We start from the raw sequence: 15,137 nt of genomic DNA on the forward strand, positions 1-15,137 counted from the left end.
GGATAAGTGGACGGAGAACGGCGATACAGGGGGCGTTCAGGATCATCGTCGGAACAGGCTTGCGGTCACACGCGGTCTCCTCTAGGCAGGAACGAAACAGTTCGGTTGACGTTTAGTCCAGGCAATAGTGCCGGATCAGGTCACGCAATAGACGCACGGTAGGCTCGATTCGTGACATTTCAAGGTATTCGCCGGGCTGGTGAGCACAGGCGATGTCGCCGGGGCCCAGCACGATGGTCTGGCAACCCAGTTGCTGAAGATAAGGCGCTTCGGTGCCGAACGCCACCGCTTCGGCGCGATGGCCGGTCAGGCGCTCCGCCACTTGCACCAACTCGGCGTCGGCTGCCTGCTCGAAAGGCGGCACCTCCGGGAACAACGGCGCATAGTCGATGCGCACCTCAAAGCGCTCTGCCACCGGCATCAGCTTGGCGCGAATGGCCGCGCGCAGTTGCTCCACATCCATGCCTGGCAGCGGGCGCAGGTCGAACTCCAGGGCACATTGGCCGCAGATTCGGTTGGGGTTGTCGCCGCCGTGGATGCAGCCGAAGTTCATGGTCGGGGTCGGTACGGTGAACTGCGGGTTGCGGTAGGTCTGCTGCCATTGCTGGCGCAACCCCATCAGCTCGCCCATCACTGCGTGCATGGCCTCCATGGCGCTGCGGCCCAGGCTTGGGTCCGAGGAGTGGCCGCTGCGCCCGAGGATGTCGATGCGGTCCATGAGGATGCCTTTGTGCATGCGGATCGGCCGCAGCCCGGTGGGCTCGCCGATCACCGCCGCACGGCCGAGCGGCTGGCCAGCCTCGGCCAAGGCACGGGCCCCGGACATGGAGCTTTCTTCGTCACAGGTGGCGAGGATCAGCAGCGGCTGCTTGAAATCGTGCTCCAGCAATGGGATGACCGCTTCGATGACCAGGGCGAAGAAGCCCTTCATGTCACAGCTGCCCAGGCCGACCCAGCGGCCGTCGGTTTCGGTCAGTTTCAGCGGGTCGCTGGCCCACAGCTGTTCGTCGTAGGGCACCGTGTCGCTGTGCCCCGCCAGCACCAGGCCACCCGGGCCGGTGCCACGGCTGGCCAGCAGGTTGAACTTGCCGGGGCTGACCTGCTGGATGTCGCACTTGAAACCCAGGTCACCCAGCCAGCCGGCCAGCAGGTCGATGACCTGGCGATTGGACTGGTCCAGCGCAGGCTGGGTGCAACTGACCGAGGGCGCGGCGATCAGGGCGGCGAACTGGTCTTTCAGCGTCGGCAACGGCATGCGCGTACTCCTCGGAAGCGTTGCCCATCATAACAATGCCGTCCAATCATGTGGGCTTCTTCGCGGGTAAACCCGCTCTCACAGGGAAAGCGCCGCACCTGAGGGCAACACAGGACCTGTGGGAGCGGGTTCACCCGCGAAGAAGGCCACCACGATCCAACAGACGAGAGCCGACTCCTGTAGACTGCTGGGCAACCACGCCCCTCCTTCGAGCCTGTGATGCACAAAGAAACCGAACTCAAGCTCCGCGCCAGCCGCGAGACCCTTGCCGCCCTGCGCGAGCACCCTCTGCTGAAAAAGCGCAACAAGTCCGGCTGGCAGACCCGCGAACTGCTCAACCAGTACTTCGACACCCCCGAGCGCGAGCTCTCTGCTGCCCGTGTCGCCCTGCGCCTGCGCCGCGATGGCGAGGCCATCATCCAGACCCTCAAGTGCCGCGGCACCAGCGTGGCCGGCCTGTCCGAGCGCAACGAGCATGAATGGCAGCTGGACAAGGTCAAGCTCGACCTGAAGAAGCTCGACGACAGCTGCTGGCCCGCGCAACTGGCCAACCTGGACAAAAAGACCATCAAGCCGTTGTTCACCACCGACTTCAGCCGTGAATACGCCGAAATCGCCTGGGGCCGTGGCAAGAGCAAGGTGGTGATCGAGGCCGCGCTGGACCAGGGTTTCGTGATCGCCGGCAAGCGCAAGGAAGAAATCTGCGAGCTGGAACTGGAACTGCGTGAAGGTGAGCCGCAGGCACTGCTGGAACTGGCCGCCGAGCTGGCCGCCAGCCTGCCGCTGATGCCATGCGACATCAGCAAGGCCGAGCGTGGCTACCGTCTGCTGGAGCCGGACAGCTACGAGCTGGGCCTGCCGCACACCGAGCTGGAAGCCGAAATGGCCGTGGACGACGCCTACGCCGCACTGGCCTGGCAACTGCTGGGTAGCAGCCAGCGTCTGGCCGAGCAATACCGCCACAACGGCCACTGGCGCCTGCTGCAGGATTGGGTCGAGTGCCTGAGCGAGCTGCGCGCCATTACCGCTAGCCTGGGCCAGGCCGCGCCACGCGCCACCACCCGCGACCTGCGCAGCAGCCTGGACGCCTTGCTCGAAGACTGGCGTCCGCTGGTGCAGGCCGGTAACGAAGACGAAGATATCCGCCGCGCCGCCCCAGAGCAGTTCGCCGAAGAGCTGGAGGACGTGCGCTGGGGCCAGTTCTCGCTGGAAACCTCGCGCTGGCTGCTGGCCCGTGCCTGGACCGTGGAGCGCAAAGGCCGTGGCGAGCGCCAGGGCAAGGCGCAGCTGGCAAGCTGGCTGGCGCACCTGCTGGGCGAAGAAGGCCGAGCGTTGAAGCTGCCGCTGTACACGCAGCGTCCGGAAGATCTGGCCGAGCAACTGCCGCGTATCGAGCAGCTGCTGGCCTGGCTGCACCACGCTCGTCAGGTGCTGGAAGCGCCGCAGATGGACCGCCTGTATGGCGACCTGAAGAAGCTGCACGAGCTGGCTGAGCAGCCGATCAGCGATGAAGTGCTGGAAGCGCGTATCGAACAGGCTCGTGCAGTGGATCAGAGCCGCGGCTGGAAGCACTTGCTCAAGGCGTGATACCGCGTCGCATTCTTCGCGGGTAAACCCGCTCCCACAGGGGTCGCGCTGCTCTCTGGCTCACTGATAACCCTGTGGGAGCGGGTTTACCCGCGAATGCCTCAGCGCGACAGTGGCAGGCTGGTGGTGGACTTGATCTCCGACAGCGCCACGATCGAGTTCACTTCCTGTATCCCCGGCACGTTCGACAGCTTTTCGAAGAAGAACCGTTCATAAGCCTCGATATCCGGGGTGACGATGCGCAACAGAAAGTCCACCGACCCCATCAGCACATAACACTCCAGCACCTCCGGAAACCCGCGGATTGCGTCGGTGAACTCTGTGAAGTTGGAGCGCCCGTGGGCGTTCAGTTTCACCTCGGCGAAAATCTGCGTGTTCAGGCCGACCTTCTTGCGGTCCAGCAAGGTCACCTGCCCACGAATCACTCCCTCCTCCTTCAACCATTGGATACGCCGCCAGCACGGCGATTGCGACAGCCCCACGCGTTCGGCGATCTGCGCGCTGGACAGCGAAGCGTCCTCCTGCAGCAGTTCGAGGATACGGCGGTCGTAGGCATCCAGCTCGCTGTGCATCAATAATTCTCCTGAACAGCACTTCATGAATATAACAATTCGCCAATACAGCGAAATGATCAAATCATAGCGAAAAAATACCGCCGCCAACGTGCAAGAATTTCTCCCACATTTGCGGAGACCAGCATGAACGCACAGCCCCGTACCGACGCCTGGGCCGCCAGCAGCGCCCACAGCACCGTGCACTATCGCCTGCAGGCCGAGGCCGAGCCTGACAGCCTGTGCCGGGTGCTCAACCTGTTTGCCCTGCAGTTCCTGACCCCGCACAGCGTGCAGGTCAGTCAGCAGGACGACTGGCTGGATATCGAGGTCGGCATCGGCGGCCTCAGCTGGCACCGGGCCGAGGTGATTGCGCAGAAACTGCGCAACCTGGTGTGTGTGGGTGAAGTGAGCCTGAGCAACCTGCAGCGGGTGGAGCTGGCGGTGGTCTGAGCCATGCTCGGTGCTTGTGCCGGCCTCTTCGCGGGTAAACCCGCTCCTACAGGTACTGCACAACATTCAAGTTTGTGCGGTCATGTGGGAGCGGGTTTACCCGCGAAGAGGCCGGCACAAGCAAAGCAAAATTTCGAAACCTTTCACCCTCGGTAACCCTCCCTCGCCCGGCTAGCCTTGATCAGCACTCCCCTATCAGGCACGGACGCCAATCATGCACACCCCCGACAACCCGGCACTCGACCTCAAGCGCGTACTCCAGGGCCTGCTCACCGACCAGCACCTGCACGCCAACGACACCCTGCAGGTACTCGAGCACGCCGCCAATCACCCCACCGCCCACCCGCTGGAACAGATCGCCGCCTGCGCCCTGGAAGACCGCCGACACCCTGGCAAGCCCCTGGACCTGGATCGCCTCTGCCAATGGCTGGCCAACAAGGTCGGCCAGCCCTACCTGCGCATCGACCCGCTGCAACTGGACCTGCCCCAGGTCACCGGCCTGATATCCCCGGCCTTCGCCCAGCGCCACGGCATCCTTATCGTCGCCGCCGACGCCTCCAGCGTCACCGTCGCCAGCGCCCAGCCCTACCAGGACGACTGGCTGGCCGACCTCACCCGCAGCCTGGGCCGGCCGATCCGGCGCGTTCTGGCCAGCCCGCAGCAGGTCCGCCAGGCAGGGCAGTCGTTCCACCGCCTGGCCCAATCGGTAAAGGGCGCGCAACACCAGCAGTCAGCCAGCCTGGGCGAACTCGAACAGCTGCTGGAGCTGGGCAAGCGCCAGGCCGAGGCCAGTGCGGACGACGCGCACATCGTGCATATCGTCGACTGGCTGCTGCAGTACGCCATCGAGCAACGCGCCAGTGATATCCACCTGGAACCACGCCGCGAACTGGGCCAGCTGCGCTACCGTATCGACGGCCTGCTGCACAACGTCTATGCCTTCCCCGCCGGGGTGACCCTGGCGCTGGTCAGCCGCCTGAAACACCTGGGGCGCATGGACGTCGCAGAAAAACGGCGGCCGCAGGATGGCCGGCTGCAAAGCCGCCTGCCTGGCGGCGGCGAGGTGGAACTGCGGCTGTCGACCTTGCCGACTCCGTTCGGCGAGAAACTGGTGCTGCGCCTGTTCGACCCGCAACAGTTGCAAGAAGGCTTCGACCGGCTCGGCCTGGACGGGGCGCAACTGGACCAGTGGCAAGGCCTGCTGCGTCATCGTCAGGGCATCATTCTGGTTACCGGCCCGACCGGGTCCGGCAAGACCAGCACGCTTTACGCCAGCCTCAAGCTGCTGGCCACGCCGCAGGTCAACCTGTGCACCATCGAAGACCCGATCGAGCGCCTGGAACCCGCCTTCAACCAGTTGCAGGTGCAACCCGCCCTGGACCTGGGATTCGCCAATGGTGTGCGGGCCATGCTGCGCCAGGACCCGGACATCATCATGATCGGCGAAATCCGTGATCGCGAGACCGCCCTGGTGGCGGTGCAGGCAGCCCTGACCGGGCACCTGGTGCTGTCGACCCTGCATACCAACGACGCCTGTGGCGCGATCACCCGCCTGCAGGAACTGGGTGTGGCCGACTACCTGATCAAGGCGACGCTGGTGGGGGTCATGGCCCAGCGGCTGGTGCGCACACTGTGCGCGGATTGCCGGGGTGATACAGCGCTGCGCGAAGGGCAGCCATGCCGTACCTGTCGTGGCACGGGGTTCCATGGTCGCACAGGGTTGTTCGAGCTGCTGATACCCAGCGACAGCCTGCGCGCCCTGATAGGCCCGGACAGCGATCTGGCCAGTTTGCGGCGCCAGGCCGTGGCCGATGGCTTGCTCGATCTGCGCCGCTGCGGCGAAGCCAAGGTAGCCTGTGGGCAGACCCGCCTAGAGGAAGTGCTAAGGGCCTGTTCCTGAGCAAAAATCCTTTGTATTCAAGGAACTTGCACCCCTGTGGCAGGATCAAACCGCGCATCTTCAACCCTCACCCTTCGAGGTGTTTCAACATGCGTTTCAAAACCGCCATCGCTGCCGCTGCCTTGCTTTCGCTGCCTATCGGCTCGGCCATGGCCGATACCTTCTGGCGTAACGTGATGACTACCGGTGCTACCACGGCATCGAGCTACCTGACTTCCGGGGATCACAAGCTGGTGATGGCGGCGCAGGATGACGCCGGCAGCTTCGTGGCCAGCGAAGGCGCGATCCGTGGGCCGTTCCTCGAAGCGGCAATTCGCCAGGCTCGCGCGGAGAACCCGGGGATGCAGGCTTCCGACATGGAACTGGCCAATGCCATCCTGGCCAAGAATGCGGTAGCCGAGTAACCGCGTCGCCTGCTTAGCGGGTGAACCCGCTCCCACAGGTACTGCACAGTATTCGAAACTTGTACAAGTCCTGTAGGAGCGGGTTTACCCGCGAAGGGGCCGGCACAGGCAAACCACAATTAGCGATACGCCTCCACCGGCACACAAGCACAGAACAGATTCCTGTCCCCATAAACGTTGTCGACCCGGTTCACCGCTGGCCAGTACTTGTGCTGGCGCACGTGAGCACTGGGCGCCACCGCCTGCTCCAGGCTGTAAGGCCTGTCCCACACCGTCAGCACATCGGCCAGGGTATGCGGCGCATGCTTGAGCGGGTTGTTCTCCGCAGGCCAGTTGCCCTCCTGAACTTCGCCAATTTCCGCCCTAATCGCCAGCATCGCCTCGACGAATCGGTCCAGTTCAGCCTTCGATTCACTCTCGGTCGGCTCGACCATCAGCGTGCCCGGCACCGGGAACGACATGGTCGGCGCATGGAAGCCATAGTCCATCAGGCGCTTGGCCACGTCCTCTTCACTGATGCCGGTCAGCGCCTTCAGCGGCCGCAGGTCGAGGATGCACTCATGCGCCACCCGCTGGTTGCGCCCGCGGTAGAGCACTGGGAAGGCACCACCCAGCTGGCTGGCCAGGTAATTGGCCGAGAGGATCGCCACCTCGCTGGCATCGGCCAGTTGCGGGCCCATCATCGCTATGTACATCCAGCTGATCGGCAAAATGCTCGCACTGCCCCAGGGCGCAGCACTGACCGCGCTGTTGTTCGGGTCCAGGCCGGGTACCGGCACCACCGGATGGCTGGCAACGAACGGCTTGAGGTGCGCGCGAATGCCGATCGGGCCCATGCCCGGGCCGCCACCACCGTGGGGGATGCAGAAGGTCTTGTGCAGGTTCATGTGTGAAACGTCGGCGCCGATATCCGCCGGACGCGCCAGGCCCACCTGGGCATTGAGGTTGGCGCCATCCATGTACACCTGACCACCATGCTGGTGGACCACTTCGCAGATTTCGCGAATCCCCTCCTCATACACGCCGTGGGTCGATGGGTAAGTGATCATCAGGCACGACAACCGATCCCCGGCCGAGTGGGCCTTGGCCTTGAGGTCGGCCAGGTCGACGTTGCCATCGTCGTCGCAATCGACGATCACCACCTCCATGCCGGCCATTTGCGCCGATGCCGGATTGGTGCCGTGGGCCGACGACGGGATCAGGCACAGCGTGCGTTGCGGCTGGTGGCGGCTGCGATGATAGCGGGTAATGGCCATCAGGCCGGCATACTCGCCCTGGGCGCCGGAGTTGGGCTGCATGCAGATGGCATCAAAGCCGGTAATGGCGCACAGCCAGCTTTCCAGTTCGTCGATCATCGCCTTGTAGCCGGAGGCCTGGGCCGCCGGGGCAAACGGGTGCAGCTGGGCAAAGCCGGGCCAGGTGATGGGGATCATCTCGCTGGTAGCGTTGAGCTTCATGGTGCACGAGCCCAGCGGGATCATCGACTGGTTCAGCGCCAGGTCCTTGTTCTCGAGTTGCTTGAGGTAGCGCAGCATCTCGGTTTCGCTGTGGTGCAGGTTGAACACCGGGTGGGCGAGAAACGGTGTGCGCCGCACCAGGCTGGCAGGGATGCCTTCGGGCAGCGCCAACTGGTCGAGTGCGGCTATATCCAGGCCGTGATCCACCCCCAGGAAGATATCGAGCAGGCGCAGCACCGTCTGCTCCGAGCAAGTCTCGTCCAGGCTCACGCCCAGGTGCCCGCGGCCGAGGATTCGCAAGTTGATCTGGGCGGCCTCGGCGCTTTCGATGATGGCCGCCTGGGCACCGCCGACGTCCAGGGTAAGGGTGTCGAAGAAGTGCTGGTTGAGGCGCTTGATGCCCTTGGCCTCAAGGCCGGCGGCCAGGATGAAGGTCAGCCGGTGCACGCGCTGGGCAATGCGCTGCAGCCCTTCGGGGCCATGGTATACCGCATAGAAGCCGGCAATGTTGGCCAGCAGCACCTGGGCCGTGCAGATGTTGGAGTTGGCCTTCTCGCGGCGGATATGCTGCTCGCGGGTCTGCAGGGCCATGCGCAACGCGGTGTTGCCACGGGCATCGCGCGACACGCCGATGATGCGCCCCGGCATGGCTCGCTTGTAGTCATCGCGGCAGGCGAAATAGGCCGCGTGGGGGCCGCCATAGCCCATCGGTACGCCAAAGCGTTGGGTTGAACCCAGCACCACATCGGCTCCCAGCTCCCCGGGCGGTGCCAGCACCACCAGGCTGAGCAGGTCGGCGGCTACGCAGGCCAGGGCATGCTGGCTGTGCAAATGGTCGATCAGCGGGCGCAGGTCGCGCACCTCGCCGTGGGTATCCGGGTACTGCAGCAAGGCCCCGAAAACCGCGTGTTTGCCAAGGTTATCCACAGAGTCGACGATCAGCTCGAAGCCGAAGCCCTCGGCACGGGTCTTGAGTACCGACAGGGTTTGCGGGTGACAGTGCTCATCGGCGAAGAAGGCATTGCTCTTGTTGCGCGCCACCCGCTTGGCCAGGGCCATTGCCTCGGCGGCGGCGGTGGCTTCGTCGAGCAGCGAGGCATTGGCCAGGGCCAGCCCGGTGAGGTCGATGACCATCTGCTGGAAGTTCAGCAGCGCCTCCAGCCGGCCTTGGGCAATCTCGGGCTGATAAGGCGTGTAGGCGGTGTACCATCCCGGGTTCTCCAGCACGTTGCGCAGGATGACCGTGGGGGTGATGGTGCCGTGGTAGCCCATGCCGATCAGGCTGGTCCAGACCTGGTTCTGCCTGGCGTAACCGGCGAGCTTGGCCAGGGCGGCCTGTTCGTCCAGTGCAGGCGGCAGGTCGAGGGGGCGGTTGAGGCGGATGTCTGGCGGTACGGTCTGCTCGATCAGCTCACTGCGGCTGGCGACACCCAGCGCGTTGAGCATGGTCTGCTGCTCCGCGGCATCCGGGCCAAGGTGGCGACGCAGGAATGGGTTGAGCTCTTGCAGTTGATGCAGGGATGGCGACTGGGACATGACGACGCTCTCTTCCTGGAACAGCTCTCATGGAGACTTACAAGTCTAGGAAGGGATTGCCGATTCTGCGGGGAAAGTTGCTCGCAGGCCCGGCCTCTTCGCGGCTAAAGCCGCTCCCACAGGGACCGCACACGTATCAGACGCTGTGCAGTACCTGTGGGAGCAACTGTCTTTAGAAATTTATTTTCAAGCGTGCCATTCGGGCAGGGCTTCGCTCGATACCGCGTAGCGGTGTCGCTGGCGAAGCCCGCATTTGTAGAAAATCGATCCTCGTTCGTGATCAGGGTGCGGGTACCTGAGGCTTGAGCTCTTTCCACTCCGTTCCGTCACGCAGCATTGCGTTCAGGCGCACCAGCAACACGCGCATGCACGCCACTGCGGCAACTTTTGCGCGCTTGCCTCGGGCTATCAGGGCTTCATAGCGGGTTCTAACTTCTGGGACATGCTGGATCATTGACCAGATCGACATGTAGGCCGCCTTGCGGACTCTGTAACGCCCGCCTTCGATCTTCCTCGGGCCACTCTTCTTGCCGCTGTCTTTGTTGTACGGCGCTAACCCAGCCAAGGCTGCAATTTCGCGCCCCGTCACGCTTCCCAGCTCAGGTAGGTAGGCCATGAAGGTGCCACAACTGATGACGCCAATCCCTTTCACAGACCTTAGCCGCATGGCTGTCGTGCGATCCAGCACGTTCGAGGCACGCTCAATCGCCTTGTCCAAGGCCTTAATCTGATCATTCAGGTAAGCGACATGCTCGGTATAAACGGTAATGGCCGTAGCTGAAGTGGTTTGTTTCATCCGACGCTTGTCATCATCCCGATGCTGGACAAGATTGCCACGGAGTTTGATGAGCTCTCCCAGTTCATCCCGATCTTGATTAGGCTCTATCTGCGGCAAGTCCTCGAAGTCCCTGGCAAACCGCGCCAGCATCTGGGCGTCGATCTTGTCAGTCTTGGCAATTTTGCCCATGGCACTCGCATAGTCCCGACAGCGCCTGGGGTTGACCCTGACGACGTTCAAACCCTCCAGTCGCAAGGCTTTGAATACGGCCCGTTCATAGCCACCGGTGGCTTCCAGCAAGACCCGTTCGACCTCAAGCTCGTTCAGGCATGCGATCAGTTGCGCAAAGCCCTCAGAGTCATTCCTGACCTGGAACTGGGGAATACTTTCAGGAAGAAAGCCCACATCCAGAGTCGCTTTCGAAACGTCGAGACCAACGAAGTAGGAAATCATCGCCAAGCCCTCTTACACTCAAGAAGTGAGAGCACTCTGACTTAGCCCTAGCTTGTGACTGCGAGTTCGCCACTCATTCAACTGTTCGGGCTTAGGTCAGAGTGGGAGGTGGATGGCGACTAGGCTCCCACTCGTGCTTTAGAGCACACCTGGCTTTCAGTCTGCCATCCACTGCTCTCACCCTTTCGAGTTTAAGAGACCTTGAAGACACAAGCGGCTTTAGCCGCGAAGAAGGCGACGCGGTCTTACTCGCCGATCGCGGCCTTGTAGCCCGCAGCATCCAGCAGCTTGTCCAGCTCGGCCGGGTTGCTTGGCTTCAGCTTGAAAATCCACGAATCGTAAGGTTCTTCGTTGAGCAGCTCAGGGCTGTCAGCCAGCTCTTCGTTGACCGCAATCACTTCGCCACCGACCGGGGCGTAGATGTCCGAAGCGGCCTTGACCGACTCGACCACACCGGCCGCATCGCCAGCGGCGAATACCTTGCCGACTTCGGCCAACTCGACGAACACCACGTCACCCAGGGCTTGCTGGGCGTGGTCGCTGATACCCACGGTCACGGTGCCGTCGGCTTCCAGGCGAGCCCACTCGTGGCTTTCGGCAAAACGCAGTTCGGCGGGGATATTGCTCATGTCTTGAATTCCTCGATTGGCTCAGCGGTACGCCCGCCGGTTAAAAATTGTTCAGATCAGGATCTTGCCGTGGCGCACGAAGGTCGGTTTGACCACCCGCACCGGGTACCACTTGCTGCGAATTTCCACCTCGGCCCGGTCGCCAGTGGCCATGGGCACGCGTGCAAGGGCAATGGACTTGCTCAGCGTAGGCGAGAAACTACCACTGGTGATCTCCCCTTCGCCAATCCCGGCTACACGCACCACCTGGTGGGCACGCAGCACGCCACGCTCTTCCAGCACCAGGCCGACCAGTTTTTCCTGCACGCCGTGCTCGATTTCCGCCAGCAGCCCAGCGCGCCCGATGAAGTCGCGCTCGGCCGGCTCCCAGGCGATGCTCCAGCCGAGGTTGGAGGTGAGCGGTGTGTGGTTTTCGTCGATGTCCTGGCCGTACAGGTTCATGCCGGCTTCCAGGCGCAGGGTATCGCGGGCACCAAGGCCGCTGGGGGCGATGCCGGCACCGACCAGGTCGTTGAAGAAGGCCACGGCCTGCTCGCCGGGGAGGATGATCTCCAGGCCGTCTTCACCGGTATAACCGGTGCGGGCAATGAACCAGTCGCCTTCGGCAAAGCCTTCGAAAGGACGCAGTTCGCGGATCAGCGCCGCACGCGAGGGGCTGAGCAGGGCTGCAACCTTTTCTCGAGCATGCGGGCCCTGGATGGCAAGGATGGCCAGGTCTGGGCGGACCTGGAAGTCCACGGCAAAACCGTCACGCTGCTGCTGCAGCCAGTCGAGTACCTTGGCACGGGTGGCGGCGTTGGTGACCAGGCGATAGCCATGTTGTGTGCGGTAGACGATCAGGTCGTCGATCACCCTGCCCTGTTCCTGCAACAGCGGGCTGTACAGCGCCTTGCCGGTGTCGTCGAGGCGGGCCACGTCGTTGGCCAGCAGACGCTGCAACCAGGCGGTGGCGTCGCTACCATCGACATCGATCACGGTCATGTGGGAAACATCGAACACCCCGCAATCGCTGCGCACCTGATGGTGCTCCTCGACCTGCGAGCCATAGTGCAGGGGCATGTCCCAGCCACCGAAATCGACCGTCTTGGCGCCAAGCGCCAGGTGCAGGTCATACAAAAGCGTGCGCTGTCCCATGGGTTTCTCCTTCCGGGCGTGGCGAAGCGGCGGCGGTCGATGACGTCGGGTCGTCAGCTCTTCTTGTGTAGGACCCGCCGCGCGAATGCCGCGCATTGTAGCCGCAAGGGCGCGGGCTGGCACCCTCAGTGACTGTGACCAGGTCGACGTGCCGAACGGCGGATCAGGCCGATGACCGGCAGCAGGCCCACCAGCACCAGGGTCATTGCCGGCAGCGATGCACGCGCCCACTCACCCTCGCTGGTCATCTCGAACACCCGTACCGCCAAGGTATCCCAGCCGAACGGGCGCATCAGCAAGGTGGCCGGCATTTCCTTGAGCACGTCGACGAACACCAGCAGGGCGGCGCTGAGCGCGCCAGGCACCAGCAGCGGCAGATACACCTTGAAGAACAACCCCGCGCCACCGACGCCGAGGCTACGGGACGCCTCGGGCAGTGACGGGCGGATACGCTCCAGGCTGCTCTCCAGCGGCCCGTAGGCCACCGCGATGAAGCGCACCAGATAGGCCAGCAGCAACGCGGCCAGGCTGCCCAGCAGCAGCGGCTTGCCGGCACCACCCAGCCAGTTGGACAGCGGGATGACCAGGTGGTTGTCGAGGTAACTGAACGCCAGCATGATCGAAACCGCCAGCACCGAGCCGGGCAAGGCATAGCCCAGGTTGGCCAGGCCCACCCCGGCGCGAATACCACTCGTCGGCGCCTGGCGCCGGGCAAAGGCCAGCAGCAACGCCACGCACACCGTGACCAGCGCCGCCATGCCGCCCAGGTACAGGGTGTGCAACACCAGGCCGACATAGCGCTCGTCCAGGTCATGCCGGCCACGCTGCCAGAACCACGCCAGCAGTTGCAGCAGCGGGATGACGAAGGCGCAGGCGAACACCAGCAAGCACCAACCGCTGGCCAGCAACGCCTTGACCCCGTGCAGGTGGTACAGCGCCTGCCCGCGCGGCCGCTCGTTGCCGCTGCGGCTGGCACCCCTGGCACGGCGCTCGCCATACAGCACCAGCATCACCGCCAGCAGCAACAGGCTGGCCAGCTGGGCCGCGCTGGAGAGGCTGAAGAAGCCGTACCAGGTCTTGTAGATGGCCGTGGTGAAGGTGTCGAAATTGAACACTGCCACCGCGCCGAAGTCGGCCAGGGTTTCCATCAGGGCCAGGGCAATACCGGCGCCGATCGCCGGCCGTGCCATGGGCAGGGCCACACGCCAGAACGCTTGCAGCGGGGACAGCCCCAGCACCCGCGCGGCTTCCATCAGGCCCTTGCCCTGGGCCAGGAATGCGCTGCGCGCCAGCAGGTAGACATAGGGGTAGAACACCAGCACCAGAACGACGATCACCCCGCCGGTGGAGCGCACCCGCGGCAGGCGCATCGGCCCGAACACCTCGCGCAGGGCGCTCTGCACCGGGCCGGCGAAGTCCAGCAGGCCGACGAAGACGAACGCCAGTACATAGGCCGGGATGGCGAACGGTAGCATCAGCGCCCAGTCCAGCCAGCGCCGGCCAGGGAACTCGCAGAGGCTGGTCAGCCAGGCCAGGCTGACGCCCAGCACGGTGACGCCGATGCCCACACCCACCACCAGCGTCAGGGTATTGCCCAGCAGGCGAGTCATCTGGGTGTCGAGCAGGTGCGACCAGATCTGCAGGTCGATCGACTGCCAGGACAACAGCAGGACGCTCAGGGGCAGGAGCACCAGGGCGGCGACCAGGGTGACCGGGAGGTACCAGCGGCGTTGGGGGGAGTGGGGCAAGGTTTGATTCTCGATTGCGATGGCGACCGCTGCGCGGTCGTTCGCGGGTAAACCCGCTCCCACAGGATCTGCACTGCCTTTGAGGGTTGTGCGGTCCCTGTGGGAGCGGGTTTATCGGAACGCCGAACCGCCGCGAATGGGCCCTTGCAGGCCCCGGAAGGATAAAGCCTGGCGCTTAGTTCCAGCCAGCCCGATCCATCAAGCGAATCGCTTCAGCCTGGCGCTTGCCAGCGATTTCAACCGGAATGCTGTCAGCCTTGAAGCTGCCCCACGCTGCCACTTCTTCCGATGGCTTGACCTTCGGGTTGGCCGGGAACTCCTGGTTGATGTCGGCGAACAGCTTCTGCGCCTCTTCACCAGTCATCCATTCAACCAGCTTCTTCGCCGCCTCCGGGTGTGGTGCATGCTTGGTCAGGCCGATGCCCGACAGGTTCACGTGCACGCCACGGTCACCCTGGTTGGGCCAGAAGATCTTCACCGGCAGTTTCGGGTTCTGGTTGTGCAGGCGACCGTAGTAGTAGGTGTTGACCACGCCCACATCGCACTGGCCGGCCTCGATGGCCTGGATCACTGCGTTGTCGTCGGAGAACACGTCGGTGGACAGGTTGTTGACCCAGCCTTTGACGATCTGCTCGGTCTTCGCCTCGCCGTGGGTCTCGATCAGGGTGGCGGTGAGCGACTGGTTGTACACCTTCTTCGCCGTGCGCAGGCACAGGCGGCCTTCCCACTGCTTGTCGGCCAGGGCTTCGTAGGTGCTCAGCTCTTGCGGCTTGACCCGCTCGGTGGAGTAGATGATGGTGCGCGCGCGCAGGCTCAGGCCGGTCCAGTCGTGGGACGAGGCGCGGTACTGCGACGGGATGTTCTGGTCGATGATGTCGGACTTGATCGGCTGCAGGATGCCCATCTGCTCAGCCTGCCACAGGTTGCCGGCATCGACGGTCAGCAGCAGGTCGGCCACGCCGTTTTCGCCCTCGGCCTTGATGCGCTGCATCAGCGGGGCTTCCTTGTCGGTGATGAACTTGATCTTGACCCCAGTCTTGGCGGTATAGGCATCGAACACCGGCTTGATCAGCTCGTCGATGCGCGAGGAGTACACCACCACTTCGTCCGCTGCCTGGGCGGTGCCGCCGAACAGGGTCAGGGCCAGGGCGGCCAGTAGGGGCTTGCGTGGCAACATGGAAAGCACTCCTCGGATCGTATGAGAGGCGCAAATGGTAGTGAATCCCATTTTCCGACTCATCTACATAGGCGT

General features: G+C 63.7%; 12 protein-coding genes. 4 read left to right on the forward strand and 8 right to left on the reverse strand.

Annotated features, from left to right (window positions below):
* Positions 1-112: 112 nt before the first annotated feature.
* Entirely contained in the window at positions 113-1,255 is a 1,143-nt protein-coding gene (gene argE, locus KDB76_RS27415) for an acetylornithine deacetylase (protein ID WP_013974711.1), read from the reverse strand.
* Between the two features lie 219 nt (positions 1,256-1,474).
* Between argE and KDB76_RS27420 the strand changes: the two genes are divergently transcribed.
* Positions 1,475-2,842 (forward strand): CYTH domain-containing protein, encoded by a 1,368-nt coding sequence (locus tag KDB76_RS27420; RefSeq protein WP_003259352.1) that lies wholly within the window; start codon positions 1,475-1,477, stop codon positions 2,840-2,842.
* Positions 2,843-2,943: 101 nt separating this feature from the next.
* On the opposite strand, the gene KDB76_RS27425 is transcribed toward KDB76_RS27420, so the two are convergent.
* The gene (locus tag KDB76_RS27425; protein WP_038410229.1) at positions 2,944-3,414 is read right to left on the reverse strand and encodes an Lrp/AsnC family transcriptional regulator; all 471 of its coding nucleotides are present in this window, start codon (positions 3,412-3,414) and stop codon (positions 2,944-2,946) included.
* A gap of 126 nt (positions 3,415-3,540) precedes the next feature.
* Between KDB76_RS27425 and KDB76_RS27430 the strand changes: the two genes are divergently transcribed.
* The 3 genes from KDB76_RS27430 to KDB76_RS27440 all read left to right on the forward strand — a co-directional run bounded on the left by KDB76_RS27430 (position 3,541) and on the right by KDB76_RS27440 (position 6,150).
* Positions 3,541-3,846 carry a hypothetical protein gene (locus KDB76_RS27430; RefSeq protein WP_003259353.1) on the forward strand — a complete coding sequence of 102 codons (306 nt, stop codon included), beginning with the start codon at positions 3,541-3,543 and terminating at the stop codon, positions 3,844-3,846.
* A gap of 214 nt (positions 3,847-4,060) precedes the next feature.
* Positions 4,061-5,746 (forward strand): GspE/PulE family protein, encoded by a 1,686-nt coding sequence (locus KDB76_RS27435; protein WP_024087887.1) that lies wholly within the window; start codon positions 4,061-4,063, stop codon positions 5,744-5,746.
* Between the two features lie 89 nt (positions 5,747-5,835).
* Positions 5,836-6,150, forward strand: a complete 315-nt coding sequence (locus KDB76_RS27440; protein ID WP_003259356.1) for a DUF2388 domain-containing protein — start codon at positions 5,836-5,838, stop codon at positions 6,148-6,150.
* Between the two features lie 119 nt (positions 6,151-6,269).
* Here KDB76_RS27440 and gcvP read toward each other — a convergent pair whose 3' ends face one another.
* The 6 genes from gcvP to KDB76_RS27470 form a co-directional block, all read right to left on the reverse strand.
* Positions 6,270-9,143 (reverse strand): aminomethyl-transferring glycine dehydrogenase, encoded by a 2,874-nt coding sequence (gene gcvP / locus KDB76_RS27445; protein WP_038410230.1) that lies wholly within the window; start codon positions 9,141-9,143, stop codon positions 6,270-6,272.
* Between the two features lie 280 nt (positions 9,144-9,423).
* The gene (locus KDB76_RS27450) at positions 9,424-10,374 is read right to left on the reverse strand and encodes an IS110 family transposase (protein WP_013970357.1); all 951 of its coding nucleotides are present in this window, start codon (positions 10,372-10,374) and stop codon (positions 9,424-9,426) included.
* A gap of 245 nt (positions 10,375-10,619) precedes the next feature.
* Positions 10,620-11,003, reverse strand: coding sequence for a glycine cleavage system protein GcvH (gene gcvH, locus KDB76_RS27455; RefSeq protein ID WP_013974715.1), 384 nt, complete (start codon positions 11,001-11,003; stop codon positions 10,620-10,622).
* Between the two features lie 51 nt (positions 11,004-11,054).
* Positions 11,055-12,137, reverse strand: coding sequence for a glycine cleavage system aminomethyltransferase GcvT (gene gcvT, locus KDB76_RS27460; RefSeq protein ID WP_013974716.1), 1,083 nt, complete (start codon positions 12,135-12,137; stop codon positions 11,055-11,057).
* 125 nt (positions 12,138-12,262) lie between these two features.
* Positions 12,263-13,885, reverse strand: a complete 1,623-nt coding sequence (locus KDB76_RS27465) for an iron ABC transporter permease (protein ID WP_023660975.1) — start codon at positions 13,883-13,885, stop codon at positions 12,263-12,265.
* Between the two features lie 175 nt (positions 13,886-14,060).
* On the reverse strand, positions 14,061-15,062 hold the full coding sequence (locus KDB76_RS27470) for an extracellular solute-binding protein (protein ID WP_013974718.1): 1,002 nt from the start codon (positions 15,060-15,062) through the stop codon (positions 14,061-14,063).
* Between the last annotated feature and the right edge of the window lie 75 nt (positions 15,063-15,137).

This window comes from Pseudomonas sp. JS425, assembly GCF_018223845.1.
In the GTDB taxonomy this organism is placed as follows: Bacteria; Pseudomonadota; Gammaproteobacteria; order Pseudomonadales; family Pseudomonadaceae; genus Aquipseudomonas; species Aquipseudomonas asiatica.